The sequence below is a fragment of the Cellulomonas sp. KRMCY2 genome (assembly GCF_000526515.1).
Lineage (GTDB): Bacteria > Actinomycetota > Actinomycetes > Actinomycetales > Cellulomonadaceae > Actinotalea.
This window is the reverse complement of sequence record NZ_JAGF01000001.1, coordinates 1,049,705-1,068,424: the sequence shown is the minus strand read 5'-3', so window position 1 is coordinate 1,068,424 and position 18,720 is coordinate 1,049,705. Positions and strand designations below refer to the sequence as shown.

17 protein-coding genes are annotated in these 18,720 nt (G+C 73.6%); 7 read left to right on the top strand and 10 right to left on the bottom strand.

Features of this window, described 5'->3' with window-relative positions; translation table 11 throughout:
* Positions 1-4: 4 nt before the first annotated feature.
* The 5 genes from K415_RS23845 to K415_RS0105165 all read left to right on the top strand — a co-directional run bounded on the left by K415_RS23845 (position 5) and on the right by K415_RS0105165 (position 5,570).
* Positions 5-1,030 carry a GNAT family N-acetyltransferase gene (locus K415_RS23845; protein WP_197024673.1) on the top strand — a complete coding sequence of 342 codons (1,026 nt, stop codon included), beginning with the start codon at positions 5-7 and terminating at the stop codon, positions 1,028-1,030.
* Complete coding sequence (locus K415_RS0105180) at positions 1,030-1,602, top strand: GNAT family N-acetyltransferase (RefSeq protein ID WP_024286027.1); 573 nt, start codon at positions 1,030-1,032, stop codon at positions 1,600-1,602. Before K415_RS23845 ends, K415_RS0105180 begins: the two co-directional genes overlap by 1 nt.
* A gap of 206 nt (positions 1,603-1,808) precedes the next feature.
* On the top strand, positions 1,809-2,171 hold the full coding sequence (locus K415_RS0105175) for a DUF4214 domain-containing protein (RefSeq protein WP_024286026.1): 363 nt from the start codon (positions 1,809-1,811) through the stop codon (positions 2,169-2,171).
* On the top strand, positions 2,126-4,576 hold the full coding sequence (locus K415_RS0105170; protein ID WP_024286025.1) for a DUF4214 domain-containing protein: 2,451 nt from the start codon (positions 2,126-2,128) through the stop codon (positions 4,574-4,576). The genes K415_RS0105175 and K415_RS0105170 overlap by 46 nt, the downstream gene beginning before the upstream one ends.
* A gap of 142 nt (positions 4,577-4,718) precedes the next feature.
* Positions 4,719-5,570, top strand: coding sequence for an alpha/beta fold hydrolase (locus K415_RS0105165; protein WP_024286024.1), 852 nt, complete (start codon positions 4,719-4,721; stop codon positions 5,568-5,570).
* Between the two features lie 68 nt (positions 5,571-5,638).
* Here K415_RS0105165 and K415_RS0105160 read toward each other — a convergent pair whose 3' ends face one another.
* The 6 genes from K415_RS0105160 to K415_RS0105135 form a co-directional block, all read right to left on the bottom strand.
* On the bottom strand, positions 5,639-7,306 hold the full coding sequence (locus K415_RS0105160) for a bifunctional 3'-5' exonuclease/DNA polymerase (protein WP_024286023.1): 1,668 nt from the start codon (positions 7,304-7,306) through the stop codon (positions 5,639-5,641).
* A 70-nt stretch (positions 7,307-7,376) separates the two neighbouring features.
* Positions 7,377-7,835: a VOC family protein gene (locus K415_RS23840; RefSeq protein ID WP_024286022.1), complete on the bottom strand. Its 459-nt coding sequence runs from the start codon at positions 7,833-7,835 to the stop codon at positions 7,377-7,379.
* On the bottom strand, positions 7,814-8,620 hold the full coding sequence (locus K415_RS22520) for a DUF6884 domain-containing protein (protein ID WP_024286021.1): 807 nt from the start codon (positions 8,618-8,620) through the stop codon (positions 7,814-7,816). The genes K415_RS23840 and K415_RS22520 overlap by 22 nt, the downstream gene beginning before the upstream one ends.
* 75 nt (positions 8,621-8,695) lie before the next feature.
* A complete protein-coding gene (locus K415_RS0105145; RefSeq protein WP_081785180.1) occupies positions 8,696-9,811 on the bottom strand; it encodes a MaoC/PaaZ C-terminal domain-containing protein in 1,116 nt (371 codons plus the stop codon).
* Positions 9,812-9,813: 2 nt separating this feature from the next.
* Entirely contained in the window at positions 9,814-11,190 is a 1,377-nt protein-coding gene (locus K415_RS0105140) for a 3-oxoacyl-ACP reductase (protein WP_024286019.1), read from the bottom strand.
* Positions 11,187-12,518 (bottom strand): acetyl-CoA C-acetyltransferase, encoded by a 1,332-nt coding sequence (locus K415_RS0105135; protein ID WP_024286018.1) that lies wholly within the window; start codon positions 12,516-12,518, stop codon positions 11,187-11,189. The genes K415_RS0105140 and K415_RS0105135 overlap by 4 nt, the downstream gene beginning before the upstream one ends.
* A gap of 90 nt (positions 12,519-12,608) precedes the next feature.
* Here K415_RS0105135 and K415_RS0105130 point away from each other — a divergent pair, with 90 nt between their 5' ends.
* Together K415_RS0105130 and K415_RS0105125 are read left to right on the top strand one after the other, a co-directional pair.
* Positions 12,609-13,322 (top strand): TetR/AcrR family transcriptional regulator, encoded by a 714-nt coding sequence (locus K415_RS0105130; protein WP_369795184.1) that lies wholly within the window; start codon positions 12,609-12,611, stop codon positions 13,320-13,322.
* A gap of 89 nt (positions 13,323-13,411) precedes the next feature.
* Positions 13,412-15,502 carry an acyl-CoA dehydrogenase gene (locus K415_RS0105125; RefSeq protein ID WP_024286016.1) on the top strand — a complete coding sequence of 697 codons (2,091 nt, stop codon included), beginning with the start codon at positions 13,412-13,414 and terminating at the stop codon, positions 15,500-15,502.
* A gap of 31 nt (positions 15,503-15,533) precedes the next feature.
* Here K415_RS0105125 and K415_RS0105120 read toward each other — a convergent pair whose 3' ends face one another.
* The 4 genes from K415_RS0105120 to K415_RS0105105 all read right to left on the bottom strand — a co-directional run bounded on the left by K415_RS0105120 (position 15,534) and on the right by K415_RS0105105 (position 18,710).
* The gene (locus K415_RS0105120; RefSeq protein WP_024286015.1) at positions 15,534-16,289 is read right to left on the bottom strand and encodes a phosphotransferase; all 756 of its coding nucleotides are present in this window, start codon (positions 16,287-16,289) and stop codon (positions 15,534-15,536) included.
* 96 nt (positions 16,290-16,385) lie between these two features.
* The gene (locus K415_RS0105115; RefSeq protein ID WP_024286014.1) at positions 16,386-17,294 is read right to left on the bottom strand and encodes a LacI family DNA-binding transcriptional regulator; all 909 of its coding nucleotides are present in this window, start codon (positions 17,292-17,294) and stop codon (positions 16,386-16,388) included.
* A gap of 102 nt (positions 17,295-17,396) precedes the next feature.
* On the bottom strand, positions 17,397-18,458 hold the full coding sequence (locus K415_RS0105110) for an ATP-dependent DNA ligase (protein WP_034661043.1): 1,062 nt from the start codon (positions 18,456-18,458) through the stop codon (positions 17,397-17,399).
* Between the two features lie 42 nt (positions 18,459-18,500).
* Positions 18,501-18,710: a hypothetical protein gene (locus tag K415_RS0105105; protein WP_024286013.1), complete on the bottom strand. Its 210-nt coding sequence runs from the start codon at positions 18,708-18,710 to the stop codon at positions 18,501-18,503.
* Between the last annotated feature and the right edge of the window lie 10 nt (positions 18,711-18,720).

Here is an 18,720-nt window from a genome sequence, read left to right as displayed (position 1 = left end):
CGCGATGGACCGGGACGACGCCCCGCAGGTGACCGGTGCGGTCGAGATCGCTGTCGTGCCGTGGCACGACGACGACGCCGCGCGGTTGCGCGAGGAGCAGCAGACCGAGCTCGCCGGCCGCTACGACGGCGAGGGTGACATCGAGCCGATCCTCCCACCCGAGCAGATGCTCGGCACGGTCCTGGTCAGGGTCGGCGGTGAGGTCGCGGGCTGCGGTGCACTGCGTGACGGCGGTGGGTACGGGCCCGGCTACGGCGAGCTCAAGCGCATGTACGTCCGCCCGGCGTTCCGTCGCCGCGGCCTGTCCCGGCTGATCCTCCTCGAGCTCGAGCGGATCGCCCGTGAGTACGGGCTCGCGCGGTTGATCCTGGAGACCGGCGTCCGCCAGCACGAGGCGATCGGCCTGTACCGCTCGTCCGGCTACCGGCGGATCGCCGGCTACGGTCCCTACGCGACCGAGGTCCGGTCGGTCTGCTACGCCAGGTGGCTCGCGCCCGATGCCGGGACACGGGTCCTGGTCATCAACGGAACGGTGGGCGCCGGCAAGACGACGATCGCCGCCGCTGCTGCCGCTCTGCTCGGTGAGCGCCAGGTCCCGCACGCCTGGCTGGACGCCGATGTCTTCCGCCGGGTGTGGCCGACGCCTCCGGGTGATCCCTTCGCCCAGCAGGTCGTGTTCGCGCAGCTCGCTGCGATCGCGCCGAACCTCGCCGCGCACGGGTACTGGCGGGTGCTGCTCGCCGACGTGGTCGAGGACCCGGCGGACCGGGAGCGCTACGAGGCAGCCTTCGACGGCGCGGACGTGGCCATCGTCCGGCTGACCGTCAGCGAGGCGAGCCGGCTGGCCCGGTTGACCGAGCGGGAGGACGACCGGAGCGCACGGGACTGGCACCTGGCCCGGACGGTCGAGCTCGACCGGATCCTCGACACCGCCGGCCTGGACGACGTCGTCGTCGACAACGACGGGCGCCCTCCCCGCGAGGTCGCCGCCGAGGTGCTGGCCGCGGCCGGCTGGGTCGAGGAGTGCTGATGGAGCACGCCGTCACGCTCAGCGGGCACGGGTTGCGACTGGAGCCGCTGGCCCTCGGGCACGCCGAGGCCCTGGTGTCCCTGGTCGACGACGGCGTCTGGGCCGGCACGACGTCGCCCACACCGCGCGACGCCGCGCACATGACGGGCGTGATCCGCACCGCGCTGGAGACGCCGGACCGGTACGCCTTCGCGGTCCTCGACGCCGGCACGGCAGAGGTCCGCGGGTCGACCTCGTTCTACGACGTGCTGCCGGCCCAGCAGCGCTGCGAGATCGGGCACACCTTCTACGGCCGGCAGTGGTGGGGTGGGCGCACCAACCCGGCGTGCAAGTACCTGCTGCTCAGCCACGCCTTCGACACGTGGGGCATGCACCGGGTCGCCCTGCGCGCGGATGCCCGCAACGTGCGCAGCACCGGTGCCATGCGCCGGCTGGGCGCCGTCCCCGAGGGTGTGCTGCGCGGCCACCGGATCGCCGCCGACGGGTCGCGGGCAGACACCGTCTACTTCTCGGTCCTGGCGCCGGAGTGGCCGGCCGTGCGGGACGGGTTGCTGGCGCGCCTCGCGGTGTGACCGGGCGGGTGCCGGCGGTCCCGATCATGGTCCCGGCGGGCGCTGGGCCGAACGGGTGGGATTGTGACCTGCGGCGATGCTGGATGGCCCGATGGCGCCCGCTCCTGCGCGCGGCTGGATACGGTTCTCATGATCGCCTCCCCCAGAGTGATCATCCCCGCCACGGCCGTCTCCTGTGACGTCCGGCTTCGACCCAAGGAACCCCCATGAGTGCGTCGAGCCGCTTCCGCGCGACCAGCCGTCGACGCGGGTCTGCCCTGGTGCTCGGGGTGTGCCTCGTCGTCGCAGGCGCATCCAGCGCGAACGCACGGCCGGCGGAGGTCCGTGCAGGAGCGACGGTGCCTGCGTCGGCCACGACCTCCGGTACCGGCACCGCCGCCGCCACCGTCGTTGCTGATACCGAGGAGTCAGCGGTCGAGCGATACATCCGACGGGTCTACCTCGACCTGTTCGACCGGGCACCCGACCCGACGGGGATGGCGGGGTGGACCGCGGCGCTGAACAGCGGCACGCCCGAGTCGCGGTGGCGAACTCGATCACGTACAGCACCGAGTACCGCGCGCGACTGATCGGCGCCTCGTACGCGCGCTACCTGAACCGCGGACCCGACGCGGTCGGACTGAGCACGTGGCTGGCGGCGATGAAGAACGGTTGGACCATCTCCCAGATGGAGTCGGGCTTCATCGCCTCCCCGGAGTACTACGCGAAGGCGGGTTCGACCGATGCGGGTTGGGTCGCCGCGCTCTACACCGATGTGCTCGGCCGGGCCGCCGGGGCGAACGAGATCACCTACTGGACGGGGCGACTGGCTGACGGCGCGGGGCGCGTCCCCGTGGCCATGGGGTTCCTGCTCTCGACCGAGCGCCTCCGGACCGTGGTGGACGAGCACTACCAGCACCTGCTCGGCCGCGGCATCGACCCGTCAGGCCAGTCGACGTGGGTCGGCATCCTGCAGGCCGGCGGGCGCGATGAGGCGATCATCGGCGGGATCATCGCGAGCGACGAGTACTGGTCCCGCGGCGCCGCCACACCCGCGGTGCTGACGGCGTCCGCGCTGGTCCGCGCCGGTTCACCGCTGGCCGTCTCAGGCTCCGGGTTCAAGCCCGGCTCCACGGTCCGGGTGTCGCTCCAGACCGGACCGCTCGACCTCGGCACCGTCGCGGTCTCTGCGGGGGGCGCATTCAGTGCCACGCTCCTGGTACCGGCAGGGGTCCCCGACGGCGTGCACACCGTCGTGGCGGAGGGTCGCGACGGCTCAGGCCTGCCGACGAGGGCTGTCGCGTCGGTCCGCGTCGACTCGACGGGCCCGAGCGTCACCACGGTCACGGTCTCCAAGCCCGTCGCAGCGCCCGGGGATGTGGTGACCTTCCAGGGGAGCTTCGCTGATGTCGCGGGTGTGGCCTCGGCCAGTCTCCGGGTCGGACCTGGCGCCGGCTTCTGCGACCCGACCGCTCGTCTGACGGAAGGCTCCGCGACGCTCGGTACCTGGTCGGTCACGTGCACCGTGCCGCTCGATGCGACGGCGGGGCAGTACACCGTGACACCGTCCGCTGCCGACGTCGTCGGCAACTGGCTCAACACCAACGGTGGGCCGACGACGACGGTCCGCGCGACGTTCACCGTGGCGCCCGTCGTCATCGTGCCGCCGGACATCCCTGCGGTCCAGGTCACCGCGGGATCGGTCGTCCGGCCGGGTGGTTCCCTTGCCGTCTCCGGCTCGGGGTTCAAGCCAGGCTCGACGACGCGCCTGGTCCTGCACTCCGACCCGATCGACCTGGGCACCGTGACGGTCTCCGGTGCGGGCACGTTCAGCACCACCGTCACGGTCCCGTCGTCGACGCCGGAGGGTGCGCACGAGATCGAGGCCGCGGGGCAGGACATGGCCGGCAGTGCTGCCGGTGCCACGGCCCCGTTGGTCATCGACGCGTCACCGCCGGTGGTCGACTGGATCACCGTGTCGCCGACGACTGCCTCGCCGGGGCAGGTCCTGACCTTCTCCGGCCACTTCACGGACGCCGTCGGCCTCGCGTCGGCCGCCCTCCAGGTCGGCATGAACGGTGACTACTTCTGCGACACGACCACAGCTCTGACCTCGGGCACCGTCCGTGACGGCGTCTGGTCGCTGTCCTGCACCGTGCCCGCGCTGGCCCTCTCCGGCCCGCACGAGGTTCTGGGCTTCGCGTACGACATCGCCGGCAACTGGGGCCACGGCACACCGATGGTCGGGGACCCCGTCCGGGGCACCTTCACCGTGATCGGTGGGCGTGAGCCGTCGGTGCCGGTCGTCTCGTCCGTGACCGTGTCACCCGCTGTCGTGGCCCCTGGCGAGCCATACGTGATCAGCGCGGACATCACCAGTGACGTCGGCATGACCACCGTCCAGCTGGTCTCGGCGCTCGATGGTGCCGAGGGCGTGGAAGCCCTCTGCACCACCGAGACCGCGACGCTCACGGCCGGGACGGCCACGGACGGGACCTGGTCCCTGAGCTGCACCGCGCCGGCGCAGGTGCTCTCCGGGAGCTACACGGTCACGGCCTACGGCTGGGACGCCGGCGGGATCTGGTTCAACGGGTCGATCGGGGAGACACCCCGTGGCACCTTCACCATTGCCGGTGGCTACGCCGACGTCCAGCGGCCGACGGTCGTGTCGGTCGACGTCACCCCGTCGCCGGTCCCCGCCGGCCAGACGTTGACGATCAGCACCCACCTGACCAGCCCGGTGGGTGTCGCCTTCGTCCAGATCGAGTCGACGGCGGACGGGGTCGAAGGGAACTCGTCCTTCTGCAACGGCGTCGCGACCCTGACGTCCGGCACCGCCACGGACGGTTACTGGACCATGTCCTGCACCGTGCCTGGGACGGTCGCCGCGCCGTTCTACACCGTCAAGCCCTACTTCCGGGACGTGCTCGGGCAGTGGGTCAACGTCAACGGGCCGTACACCAGTGACGTGCGGGGGCACTTCGAGATCGCCTGAGTGAGCTGAGCTGAGCTGAGCTGAGCTTGAGCTGCGCTGAGCTTGAGCTGCGCTGAGCAGGGCGCGGCGGTGCGGTGCGCCCGCCCCTGCTCAGGGCGGGTCGGCGCGTGCCGCCCCGGGCGCGGCTGGCTACCGTGAGGCGATGGTGATCGAGCGGGAGGTCGTCGTCGGCGCCGGGCGGACGGTGCGCACGTACGAGACCGGGGCCGGCGACCCGGACGAGCTGACCGTGATCTGGCACCACGGCTCCCCGCACACCGGTGCCCTCCTTCCGCCGTTGCTGGCCGCGGCATCCGAGCGGGGCATCCGGCTCGTGTCGTACGCCCGACCGGGCTACGGCGGATCCGTCCCGGCACCAGGTCGGGACGTCGCGTCGGCTGCGGGTGACGTGGCGCGGATCGCCGAGGCTCTCGGTGTGGGCAGGTTCGCGACGATGGGCGCATCGGGTGGCGGACCGCACGCCCTCGCCTGCGCGGCCCGGCTCCCGGACCAGGTCATCGCTGTCGTCTGCCTGGCCGGGCTTGCGCCGCTCACCGGGGACATCGACTGGTTCGGCGGCATGACCGCCAAGGGTGCGCTGCGAGCGGCCGTCGCGGGACGGGACGAGCGGGCCCGGTACGCCGAGACCGCGGAGTTCGATCCCCGCACCTTCACCGACGCCGACTGGGCGGCGTTGTCGGGACCGTGGGCGTCCTTGGGTGACGACGCCGGACGGGCCGCCGCGGCCGGTGGTGACGGGCTCATCGACGACGACGTCGCGTTCGCCGCTCCGTGGGGCTTCGACCCGGCGCAGATCGGCGCACCCGTGCTCCTCGTCCACGGCGGTCAGGACAGGATGGTGCCGCCGGCGCACTCCGCCTGGCTGGCCCGCCGGATCGGGCGCGCAGAGCTCTGGCATCGGCCCGACGACGGGCACGTCTCGGTCCTGCGCGAGGTCCCGGCGGCGATGGACTGGCTCGCGGGCCACCACGCGCGAGACGTGCGAGCCGGGTAGGGCCCGTCTCACCCCACCGCGCGGACGGCTCCGCGCCGACGGCTCCGAGCCGGGCCGGCCCGGTCGGGTCACTTCGCCGCGTCGTAGCTGTCCACGACCGACACCTGCAGCGCGAAGTCGACGGGCGAGTCGCCGAAGAGCAGCCGGCCCGCCTCGTTCGCAGCCTCGCGCACCGCCTCGGCGACCTGGTCCGCGACGATCGCCGGGGAGTGCACCATGACCTCGTCGTGCAGGAAGAAGATCAGGTGGGGTCGGCCCTCGACGGCCAGGAGCCGACGCCGCAGGGCCGCCATCCAGCACAGGGCCCACTCCGCGGCTGTGCCCTGGACGATGAAGTTCCGGGTGAACCGGCCCCAGTCACGTCGCCGTCGCCGCGCCGCGCGCACGTCGTCCGGTCCGGCGTCCTCACCGGAGGCCGCCTGCATCTGGTCCTGCCAGAGGGCACCGGGTGCCGGTGAGGAGCGGCCCAGCCAGGTGGAGACGATCTCACCCCGCTCCCCGGCGCGCGCCGCGGCCTCGACCATCCCGACCGCCTGCGGGTAGGCCCGGGTCAGCTGGGGCATGAGCACGGCGCTCGCCCCGGTCGTGGCGCCGTAGATGGCTCCGAGCATCGCGACCTTGGCCTGCTGCCTGGTCTCGACGATGCCGCCGTCGACGACGCCCTGGTAGAGGTCCGCCTGGCGGCCGGCTGCGGCCATCGCCGCGTCTCCTGACATCGCCGCGAGGACCCGGGGCTCGAGCTGTGCGGCATCGGCCACCACCAGGCGCCAGCCGGGGTCGGCGCGGACCGCGCCCCGGATGCTCGCGGGCAGCTGAAGGGCGCCTCCACCGCTCGTCGCCCACCGCCCGGTCACCACACCGCCGGGCACGTAGTCGGGCCGGAAGCGGCCGTCGTGGACCCAGGTCTCCATCCACGACCAGCCGTTGGCGCTGAGCAGGCGAGCGAGCTTCTTGTACTCGAGCAACGGCGCGACCACGGGATGCTCGAGCGCGCGGATCTCGTGCGTCCGCGTCGTGGTGACGTCGAGGCCGGCGAACCGCAGAGCACGCAGCAGGTCCGGCTGGGAGTCGACGTTGAGCGACGCCTGGCCCAGCGTCGTGCAGATCTCGTCGGCGAGTGCCTCGAGCCGTGCCGGCCGGCCGCCGCCGCGGGGCCGCTCGCCGAGCAGCCGGGTCAGGAGCTCGTCGTGCACCTCGGTGCTCCACGGCATCCCGTCGTGGCGCATCTCGGCCGCGATCAGCGCCCCGGTCGACTCGGCGGCGAGCAGCAGCCGCAACCGGCCCGGCTCCCTCGACCCGGCGACCGCGGCGAGCTGGCGCTGCAGCTCGGCGGGCGCGTCGAGCCGGTCGTCGACGGCGGACGCCGCCCGCGGGTCGTCGAAGAGGCTCGCGACGATCGGCGTCGGATCACCTGTCCTGGGTCCGTCCCAGGGACCCGGCGGCGCGAGCGCGACGGCGGAGTCGTCGCACAGGACGCTGCGCCGCAGGATCGCGTGGCACAGCCGCAGGTCGTGGCAGCGCTCGACCCGCACCCCGGCGGCGAGCAGGGCCGGGTAGCGGCGGGACGTGTCGTCCCACGCCCAGCGCGGGTGCTCGGCCTCCCGCTGGGCGACCGCCGAGGGCAGCTCGATCGCCGTGACCTCGGTCCGGGAGAGCGGTGCGCCGTCGTCGGCGGTCTCCTGCAGGACGACGAGGTCGGGCCGCTCGACGTCGTCGTGCACCACCAGGAAGGACACGGTCCATTGTCGCGGACACCGCCGACAACCCGGCGCAGGCCGTGCGCCCGTCCGCGACGAGCGACCGGGCTCAGTCGACGGGCCCCAGCCGAACGGTGCCGTCGGGGTCGACGGACCATCCCGGGTTGTGGGCGACCTCCCAGAGCGTGCCCGCGGGGTCGGCGAAGTAGCCGTGGTACCCGCCCCACTCCGCCCGCTGCGCGGGTTTGCGGATCGTCGCACCGGCGCGTGCGGCGTCGGCGAGCACGGCGTCCACCTCGGCCGCCGACCCGACGTTGTGGGCGAGGGCGACCCCCCGCGGCCCCTGAGCTGCACCCGCCGCCTCGTCGGGGACGAGGGTGGGGTCGACATCCTTGGCGAGCTCGCCAGCGCCGAAGATCGAGAGCGCGAGCCCGTGCCCGACCTGCAGGAACACGATCTGCCCGGGGACGTCGAGGATCGGCTCCCAGCCCAGACCCTCGACGTAGAACTGGCGTGCCTGCTCGACGTCGGGCACGCCCAGGGTGATCAACGAGACGTTCGGATCCATGGCACGACGGTAGCGGTGGGCACCGACACGTCACCGGGATCGGGCTGGTGGGTGTCGTACCAGGCCAGCGTCTCGCCCATCGAGTGCGCGACGACGGGGTCGGTCAGGGCGGCGCCGGCCCGCTCCACCGCAGGGCGCAGCGCGTCGACGTCGTGGTCGCCCGCATGGATCTCCACCACCGTGCCGGCCAGTGGCGCGAACGCGGCGAGCTGCCCGACGACGAACTCGGCCCAGCCGTGCCGGTACGTCGCGGGCATGTCACCGAGGACGACGTCGTACGGCGCGATCACCTCGTCCGGTGCGACCAGACCCCACCGGCTGCTGAGCACGAACCACGGGCGACCGGAGGCCTCGGCGTAGCAGCGCCGTCGAGCGAAGAGCGTGCTCGTGTACAGGAGTCGTGCGGGCGCGGCCTCGGTCTGCATCGACTTCACGCTGCCGATCAGCAGGACGTCAGCGGTCGGCAGGGCGCCCGCGCCGTCCGGTGCGATCAGCTCGTGGGACGGTCCGCCGAAGAGGGCGGGTTGGCGGGGCAGCCCGCGCGCTCGCCGGTACAGGCCGTGGCCGACCCGTTCGAGCACCGGACGCCGACCCGCAGGGCTGTAGTGCTCGACGCCCGGCGCATCGCTCTGGGTGAGCTCGACGATCTGGCTCTCCACGGTGCTGGGCCGGACGTCGGGGTAGCTCTGCGCGAACCACCGCAGGATGTCCTGCCGGGTGAACGGTGCGGGCAGGGTCCGGGCGCACTCGTCGAGCAGCTCGCTCACGGGTCGGTCGTACTTCATGGCGCCTCCAGCAGCAGGCAGCACCGCGTGCGTCCAACCATGGCAGACCCGCGGGCGGCGTGGTGCGTCCCGCGATCAGGCGGGCGGCGCCACGCTCCCACGGAGGTGTCGTCGCCCGGTCCGTGCGTCCCAGGCCGCGAAGGTGAACCCACCCGCCGGGCCGGCACCGGCGGCGTCGTCGGCTGCGATGCGGACCGTGACGGTCGACGGCAACAGCACCGGCTTGGCGAACTCGACCTGCCAGACGTACGACTCGCCGCGCGCGGCCCCGACGTCGGCCAGGGCGCGCGCCGCGGTGTACATGCCGTGCGCGATGGCCCGCGGGAAGCCGAAGGCCTTGGCGGCGAGCGCCGACGTGTGGATCGGGTTGCGGTCCCCGGACACGGCCGCGTACCGCCGGCCGACCCCGGCATCGAGCCGCCACAACCCGGTCGGCTCCGGCGCGACCCACACCTCCCGCTCACCGCCCGAGTCGTCGGACCGGGGCGCGTCCCCCGAGGGCCGTGGCTCTGCCGGCCCTGAGGGGCGGGGGGTCGGGGGCGTGAGGTGGTAGCCCTTGGCGAGGTAGGTCGAGGTGCCACGCCAGGCGATCTCGTCGGCCACGCTCACCTCGGCGACGAGGTCGACAGTGACGCCGGAGCGGTGGCTGCGCAGATCGGCCGCGCGCACCCGGATGTCGACGGTCTCGCCGAGGCGGATCGCGCGACGCTGCTCGACCCGGTTGGCGACGTGCACCATCCCGAGCAGCGGCAGCGGGAAGTCGGCACGCACCATGAGCGCTGTCGCGACCGGGAAGGCCAGCACGTGCACGAACCCGGCGGGCAGCGCATCGCTTGCGGTCTCGCCCAGCAGGTGCTGGTAGGCGGTCAGGTGCGCGGCGTCGGGCCGGACCCCGCGCACGACGAGCGCCGTGCCCGGCAGGTCGGTGGCCGCCACGGCCCGACGGCGGGTCGCCCTGGCGCGTGCGGTCCCGCCGACACCGCGCAGGTACAGGCCGCCGAGCGCGGGGACCTCGGTGAGCTCGACCACGACCGGCAGCGGAGCCAGGTCCGGATCCGAGCCTGCGTCGCCCGGATCCGAGCCCGAGCCCGCCGCGCCGCCCGAGCTGCCCGAGCCTGCGGAGCCGCGCGAGCCACCCGGACGACCCGCGCCACCCGTGCGGACCGACCCACCAGGGCCGGGCCGCGTCATCTTCACGCGCCCACCAGGTTCTGCCCGCACACCCGCACCACCTCTCCGTTGATGCCGCCCGCCTGCGGTGATGCCAGGAAGGCGATCGTCTCGGCGACGTCGATCGGCCGGCCGCCCTGCTGCAGGGAGTTGAGCCGGCGGGCGACCTCGCGCGTCGCGAACGGGATGCGCGCCGTCATGTCCGTCTCGATGAAGCCGGGCGCCACGGCGTTGATCGTGCCACCGGCGGCGGCGAGCGGCCGGGCCGAGGCGCGCACCATCCCGATCACCCCGGCCTTCGACGCGGCGTAGTTGGTCTGCCCGCGGTTGCCGGCGATGCCACTGGTCGAGGCCAGGCACACGATGCGCGGTGCGGGACCGAACGAGCCGGATCCGAGCAGTGTCTCGGTGATCCGCAGCGGTGCCGTCACGTTGACCGCGAGCACCGGGTCCCACTTCTCGGGCGTCATGTTGACCAGCAGCTTGTCCCGCAGGATCCCGGCGTTGTGGACCACCACGTCGACGTGCCCGTGCCGGGCCGTGACGTGCTCGAGCAGACGGGTCGCGGCGTCCTCGGCCGTGACGTCGAGCTGGACGGCGGTGCCGCGCACCTCGTTGGCGACCTGGGCGAGCGCGTCGCCGGCGGCCGGCACGTCGACGACGACGAGGGTGGCCCCGTCCCGCGCCAGCGTGCGCGCGATCGCCGCGCCGATCCCGCGTGCCGCGCCGGTGACCACCGCGACGGTGCCGTCGAGCGGCCGGTCCCAGTCGGTCGGGACGGACCCACCGTCGGATCCCACGTGCACGAGCTGCCCGTCGACGAAGGCCGAGCGTCCGGACAGCAGGAAGCGCAGCGCGCCGACGGCCGACGGGGCCCCGACCCCGACGTCGGCCGCGAGCACGATGCCGTTGCCGGTCGCGCCCGCCCGCAGCTCCTTGGCCAGCGACCGGAGCATGCCGTCGACGCCCTGCCGCGCGGCCGCGACGAGCGGTGGGACCGCGGCGCCGTCGGCGCCCTGCTGCGCGTGCGGCTGCGGCGACCGCGACACGGTCACGACCCGTCCGCCGGGCACGAGCCCGCGCAGCACAGCCCCCATGCGCAGCATCGGTTCGCCCAGGTCGGCCGGTGCGCCCACCTCGGTGAGCACCAGGACGACAGCGCCGAACCGGTCGTCCGGCCCGCCGTGGCGCCGTACGTCCAGGTCCCAGTCGACGAGCTGTGCGGCGACGGCGTCGGCGTCGGCCGCGGACGCCGGGTCGCTGAGCACCAGCACGGCTCCGGGTACCAGGGGTGCACCGGGCACGTGGCGACGCAGGACGGCGGGACGCGGTAGGCCGAGGCGCTTGGCGAGGGTCTTGGTGAACCCGGAGTTGACCAGGTTCAGGTAGGTGTCGGTCATGCTGCCTCCAGGATCGCGACGACGGCCTGCCCACCGGCAGCGCACACGGAGATGAGCCCGCGCCCCGAGCCCTTGGCGGCGAGGAGCTTCGACACGGTGGCGACGATCCGACCACCGGTCGCTGCGAACGGGTGCCCGGTGGCCAGCGAGGAGCCGTTGACGTTGAGCCGGCTGCGATCGATCTCCCCGAGCGCACCGTCGAGCCCGAGGCGCTCGCGGCAGAACTCCTCGTCCTGCCACGCGGCCAGGTTGCACAGCACGGTGCCGGCGAACGCCTCGTGGATCTCGTAGAAGTCGAAGTCCTGCAGGGTCAGGCCGTTGCGGGCCAGGATCCGCGGGACGGCGTGCGCGCCCGCCATCAGCAGACCGTCCCGGCCGTGCACGAAGTCCACCGCACCGACCTCGACGTCGACCAGGGTCGCCAGGACCGGCAGGCCGCGCTGCTGCGCCCACTCGTCGCTGGCGAGCAGCACCGTCGATGCGCCGTCGGACAGCGGGGTCGAGTTGCCGGCCGTCATCGTCGCCGGCACGTCCAGGTGCGTGCCGAAGACGGGCTTGAGGGCTGCCAGCTTCTCCAACGAGGTGTCCGCACGTAGGTTCGCGTCCCGGGTCAGGCCGCGGTACGGGGTCAGCAGGTCGTCGAAGAAGCCTGCGTCGTAGGCGGCGGCGAGGTTGTGGTGGCTGGCCAGGGCGAGCTCGTCCTGCGCCTTACGGGTCAGCCGCCAGGCGGCCGTCGTCAGGGCCTGGTGCTCGCCCATCGAGAGTCCGGTGCGCGGCTCGGCGGTCGTCGGCGCCGACGGCGCGAGGTGCCCGGGCCGGATCCGGGCGAGCGCGGCGAGCCTCTGCGGCGTCGTCCGCGCGCGGTTGAGGTCGAGCAGAGCCCGGCGCAGCGGGTCGCTGACCACGATCGGGGCGTCCGAGGTGGAGTCGACGCCGCCGGCGATCCCGGACTCGAGCTGCCCGAGGCGGATCTTGTTCGACAGCCCGACGACGGTCTCCATGCCGGTCGCGCAGGCCTGCTGGACGTCGTAGGCGGGCGTCTCGGGCGACAGCGCCGAGCCGAGCACCGCCTCGCGGGTCAGGTTGAAGTCCTTGGAGTGCTTGAGGACCGCGCCGGCCGCCACCTCGCCGATGCGCTCGCCGGCCAGCCCGAAGCGAGCCACCAGCCCGTCGAGCGCCGCGGTCAGCATGTCCTGGTTGCTGGACCGGACGTACGGGCCGCCGGACCGGGCGAACGGGATCCGGTTCCCCCCGACGACGACGGCTCGGCGTGGCCCTCGGGTCTCGGGTGCGGTCTTCGAGCGGGTCGTGCTGCGGGGTGCCGCCATGGCAGGTCCTCTCGCGTCGTCGTTGAGGCGGTGGTGGTGGTGGTGGTGCGTCAATGCCCGACACTCACAGTACCTGATACTGTCGGTCTTGTGAGCCGCATCACACCAGCAGTGCCGCCGGACCACGGACCGGACGTCGACGACGAGGCAGCGCTCTCGTCCGACGGCCGCTCGACGCGTTGGGACGACCACCGGACCAGCCGGCGGGCCGAGCTCGTGCACGCGGCCCGGCGCGCGGTCCACCGGATCGGGCCCGACGTCTCCATGGACGAGATCGCCGCGACCGCCGGGACGTCCAAGTCGATCGTCTACCGGTACTTCGCCGACAAGACCGGGCTGCAGGTCGCGGTCGGCGAGGCGGTCATCGCCCAGATGCACACCGCCCTGGACGAGGCTGCCCGCGCGGCCACCACGCCGCGGGACGCCCTCCGGTCGATGATCGACATCTACCTGGAGATGGTCGAGGCCTCCCCGAACGTCTACTCCTTCGTCACCCGCCCGGTGACCGAGGACGCCTCGGCGCCCCTCGGCCACTTCCTCGAGGCGGTGGCGGCGCTGATCGCCGAGCCCTTCGCGAGGGTGCTGACCGCCGGGACCCGCGAGCCTGCGCTCGCCGACGTCTGGGCGGCGGGGGCGGTCGGCTTCGTCCGGGGCACCGGCGACTGGTGGCTGACCCACCGGTCCGACGCGGACGCGCCCACCCGCGAGGAGCTGACCGAACGCGTGACGGCCTGGCTCTGGGCCGGCCCGGTCGGCTCCCTGGCACGCACCCGCTCCACGCCGTCCACCGCCGCCGACACCTGAACCGCCGCCGAGACCCGTACCGCCGCCGACGCCTGAACCGCTGCCGACACCCGAACCACCGCCGAGACCCTCAACGACGAGGAGCCATCATGAGCACCCAGACCACCCGGACCACCCAGAGCCGGACCACCCAGCGCGCCCGGCGACCGGTGACCGTCGTCCCCGGCCCTGCCGCGCAGGTCGACGTGCCGCTCCTCGAGCAGGTCCTGCTGGGCAGGTGGGCCGACATCCGGCGCAGCGCCCGGGCCCTGCTCGCCGACCCGAGGCTGCACCGGGTCGAGGGGCAGAGCGCGGCCGAGCACCGTGAGCGGGTCCTGGCCCAGCTGCGGATCCTCGCCGCGGAGGGTGACGTCCTGCGCTCCTTCCCGGCGGCGCTGGGCGGCGCGGACGACCACGGCGGCAGCCTCGCGCGGTTCGAGGAGGTCGTCACGGCCGACCCGTCCCTGCAGATCAAGGCCGGTGTGCAGTGGGGTCTGTTCGCGTCGTCGATCCTGCACCTGGGCACCGCGGGCCACCATGAGCGGCTGCTCCCGGCGGCGATGTCGGTCGAGGTCCCCGGGGCGTTCGCGATGACGGAGACCGGCCACGGGTCCGATGTCGCGAGCATCGGGACGACCGCGACCTACGACCCGCAGACCCAGGAGTTCGACCTGCACACCCCCTTCCGGGCGGCCTGGAAGGACTACCTGGGCAATGCGGCGATGCACGGGACCGCTGCCGTCGTCTTCGCCCAGCTCGTCACCGCCGGTGTCAACCATGGCGTGCACGCGTTCTACGTGCCGCTGCGCGACCCGGCGACCCTGGACTTCCTGCCGGGGATCAGCGGCCAGGACGACGGGCTCAAGGGTGGGCTCAACGGCATCGACAACGGTCGCCTGCGCTTCGAGCACGTGCGGGTGCCCCGCCACGACCTGCTCAACCGCTACGGCGCCGTCGCGCCGGACGGCGCGTACTCCTCGCCGATCGCGAGCCCCGGCCGCCGCTTCTTCACCATGCTCGGGACGCTGGTCCAGGGCCGGGTCTCGCTCGACGGCGCCGCCGTCAACACGAGCAAGCTCGCCCTGATCATCGCGGTCAGCTACGCCAACGAGCGACGCCAGTTCACCGGGCCGTCGGTCACCGACGAGGTCGTGCTGCTCGACTACGCCGAGCACCAGCGACGGCTGCTCCCGCTGCTCGCGCAGACCTACGCCCAGGTGTTCGCCCACGAGCGCATGCTCGAGACCTTCGACGGCGTCTTCTCGGGCGCGAAGGACACCGAGGCGGACCGGCAGGACCTCGAGACGATCGCCGCGGCCCTCAAGCCGACCTCGACCTGGCATGCGCTGACGACGCTGCAGGCTGCACGGGAGGCCTGCGGCGGTGCCGGCTTCCTGACCGAGAACCGGCTCGTCTCGCTCCGCGCGGACCTCGACGTGTACGTCACGTTCGAGGGTGACAACACCGTGCTGCTCCAGCTCGTCGCCAAGCGGCTGCTCGCCGACCACGCCAAGGAGTTCAAGGACGTCGACGCCGGCGGGCTCGCCCGGTACGTGGCGGGCCGGGCGGCCGACGCCGCACTGCACCGGACCCCGCTGCTGCGCGTCGTGCAGACCCTGGCCGACGGGGGGGACGTGCGCCGGACCGCCGGGCACCTGCGGGAGACCGAGGCGCAGCGCGAGCTGCTCACCGACCGGGTGGAGACCATGGTCGCGGAGGTCGCTGCGGCGCTGCGACCGGCGACCAAGGCGCCGCGCGACGAGGCCGCGCGCCGCTTCAACGAGCACCAGCACGCGCTGATCGAGTGCGCGCGGGCCCATGCGGACCTGCTCCAGTGGGAGGCGTTCACGGCGGGCCTGTCGAAGGTCGACGACCCGGGCACCCGTCAGGTCCTCACCTGGCTGCGCGACCTGTTCGGGCTCACGGTCATCGAGCGCAACCTCGCCTGGTACCTGATCAACGGCCGGCTCTCGGCCGGGCGCGCCCGCACGATCACGTCGTACGTCGAGCGCCTCCTGACCCGGCTGCGCCCGCACGCCCAGGACCTCGTCGACGCGTTCGGCTTCGGCCCCGAGCACGTGCGGGCCTCGATCGCCACGGGTGCCGAGCGGGACCGCCAGGACGAGGCGCGGGAGTACTACCGTCGGCTCCGGGCCAGCGGCGACGAGCCCGTCCAGGAGCGCTCCGCGCCGAGACGCTGAGCCTGGAGCCGAGACGCTGAGCCTGGACCGGTCAGGCCAGCAGCTCCCGGCGCAGGGCGGTGCCGTTGGCCACGATCCACTCGGCGTCCCGACGCCAGGCGTCCCCGTGCCCCTCGTCCCACAACCGGGCCCACGGCTGCTCGCCGGTCTCGTGGCCGCCGTGCAGCAGCGCGTGCATCGACCACGTCCGCGGCGCAAGGGTCTCGGCGAGCCGTGAACGTCCGGCCTCGTCGAGCCGGTAGCCGTCCGCGAGCCCGCGCAGCCGCGCGACCACCTGCGGCCACGGGGTCGCAGGCTCGAGGGGGACGAACCCGTGCGCGGCATAGGCCAGGTCCCACGTGCGGGTGCCGGGCGAGCAGCCGTCCCAGTCGATCAGGACCAGGCGTACGGCGCCGACCACGAGGTTCCACGGTGCGATGTCGTTGTGCACGACCAGGTCGGCGCCGTCGGTCGGGATCGGGCAGACCCACGCCGCGTCGGCCGGCGGCGTCCAGCCGTCGAGGGCGTCGTGCAGGTCCCGGATCAGGCGTCCGACGTCGGCGGCGTCCACCGGTGGCACGTCCGGCCCGGTGGGGTGCGCCATCGGGCCGGGGACGTACTCCACGACGTGCCGGCCCGCATCGTCCAGGCCGTGGCTGCGTGGGGCGTTGCGGAAGCCGACGTCGGCCAGGTGGGTCAGCAGCGCGTGGACCGCCGGAGTCTGCGGCCCGGCCGGCCTGCGGACCGTCCCGCCGATCCGGACGAGTCCTACCGTCACGTTCCCGCCGGTGAGCGCCTCGCTGTCCACCGCGCCATCCTGCCGGACGACGGGCTCCCGCGTCCGCCCGGCTGTGATCCCGCACCTGCGACGCCAGTGCCACGCGCGGGACCGCGCAGCGTCAGGTCACGGCCTCGCGCCCGGGGCGCAGCCGCAGCTCGAGCGGACCACGAGCTCGGTGGGCAGGGTGACCCGCCGGGCCTCCGCGCGGGGTGTCGACATGCGGCGGTCGAGGACCTCGGCGGCCAGTGCGCCGAGACGATGCATCGGCTGGTGGACGGTGGTCAGGCCCGGGCGCGAGTAGCGGGCCGCCATGACGTCGTCCCAGCCGGTGATCGAGATCTGGGAGCCGACGTGCAGGCCGGCCTCCTCGGCCGCCAGGACGGCGCCCAGCGCGATCTCGTCGTTCGCGCACACCAGGGCGCGGGGGCGGTCGCCGGCTGCGAGCATGTCGCGGACCGCGTGGTAGCCGTTCGTCTCGTTGAACGCACACTCGACGACGTCCAGGCGGCTGCCATGGCCGGCGAAGGCGTCCCGGACCCCCTCCCAGCGTTCCGCGGCGTCGGGCGAGGCACCGGGGGAGCCGACGAACCGGACCGAGCGGAAGCGGTGCGCGGCGAGGTGCTCACCGAGAGCCACGGCACCGCTCCGGTTCTGGACGCGCAGGCAGTCGGCGCCGGGCACGGGAGGACGGGCGACGAGCACGACGGGCAGCCCGGTGGCGAGGATCTCCTCGACGACCTGGTCCGACGCGGTGCGGCCGAGCATCACGAGGCCGTCGACCCGGCCGGCCAGCTCGCGGACGGCCGTGGCGACGTCGGGCAGGCCTTCGGTGGCCTGGACCAGGACGCTGCGTCCGGCCCGTGACGCGGCCTCGACGTAGCCGAGCAGAACCTCGGCGTAGTACGGGCCGGACAGGTCGGGAAAGACGATCCCGTTGGCCGCGTGCCGCTGCCCCGCCGGAGAGGCGCCCAGGCGGGTCGGCTGGGCGGCGACCTCGCCGGTCGTGATCCCGACTGCGGCGGGCTGCGCCACGTCAGAGATCGTCGTCGACGGGGGCCCGGGCAGAGGGCCAGTCATCCTGTGACCCTGGACCCGATCGGCGACTCACGCAAGGTGCATTCGGGTGGTCGGGCCTCACCCGAGGACGTCGGCCAGGTCGAAGCGCACCGGGTGCTCGAGCTGGGCGTAGGTGCAGCTCGCGGGCTCACGGTCGGGGCGCCACCGCACGAGCTGGGTGGTGTGCCGGAACCTCGGCCCCTCCATGTGGTCGTAGCGCACCTCGACGACGCGCTCCGGTCGCAGCGGGACGAAGGCCAGGTCCTTCCCGGCGTTCCACCGGCTGCCCGCGGCCTCCTGCGGTGTGCGGGTCCCGGCAGCCTGCGCCGCCGCCGTCCACGGGTGGTCCAGGGCGTCGGTGACCAGCGGTGCGAGCTCGGCGAAGAGCTCCTTGCGCCGGGCCATCGGGAAGGCGCTCGTGACCCCGACCGACGCGAGCGTGCCGTCGTCGGCGTACAGGCCCAGGAGCAGCGAGCCGACGGCGTCGTCGGTGCCCTTGTGCACGCGGTAGCCCGCGACCACGCAGTCTGCTGTCCGCTCGTGCTTGATCTTCGTCATGACCCGCTTGTCCGGCTGATAGGCCAGGTCGGTCCGCTTGGCGACGATGCCGTCGAGCCCCGCGCCCTCGAAGACCTCGAACCAGCGCCGCGCCTCGTCGAGGTCGGACGTGGCGCGGGTCAGGTACACCCCCGGCCCGATACCCGCGACCGCCTCCTGCAGGCGGGCCCGGCGCTCGCCGAACGGCCGGGGCATCAGGTCGTCGTCACCGAGGGCGAGCAGGTCGAACACGACCAGCATCGCGGGTGTCTGCCTGGCGAGCATGCGCACCCGCGAGTCCGCCGGGTGGATCCGCTGCAGGAGGGCCTCGAAGTCCAGGCCGGTCGCGTCCGCGCTCGGGACCACGATCTCGCCGTCGACGACGCAGCGCGGCGGGAGCTCGTGCAGGCACGCGGCGACGACCTCGGGGAAGTAGCGCGTGATCGGCTTCGTGGTGCGGCTGGTGATCTCGACCTCGTCGCCGTCGCGGAAGACGATCGCCCGGAACCCGTCCCACTTGGGCTCGTAGTGCTGGTCGGGCGGGATCTGCGACACCGCCTTGGCGAGCATCGGCGCGACGGGTGGCATGACCGGGAGATCCATCGCCCCAGTGTGGAGCCGAGCGGCCGATGGCGCACGCGCCGGCTATGTCGGTCGGCGACGCAGGGCCGCGTCGATGCGGTCCCCCTCGACGGCGAGCCATGCCTCGGCACGGGGCAGCCGGTCCTTGACGCCCTGCATCCACCAGCGTCGGAACACCGGGTCCACATCCGCCGCGGCGGACATGACGAGGGTCGAGTTGTGGGCCCGCTGTCGCGCGACGGGCACGACGACGGCGCGCTGCCTGGCGGTCATGCCGTATGCC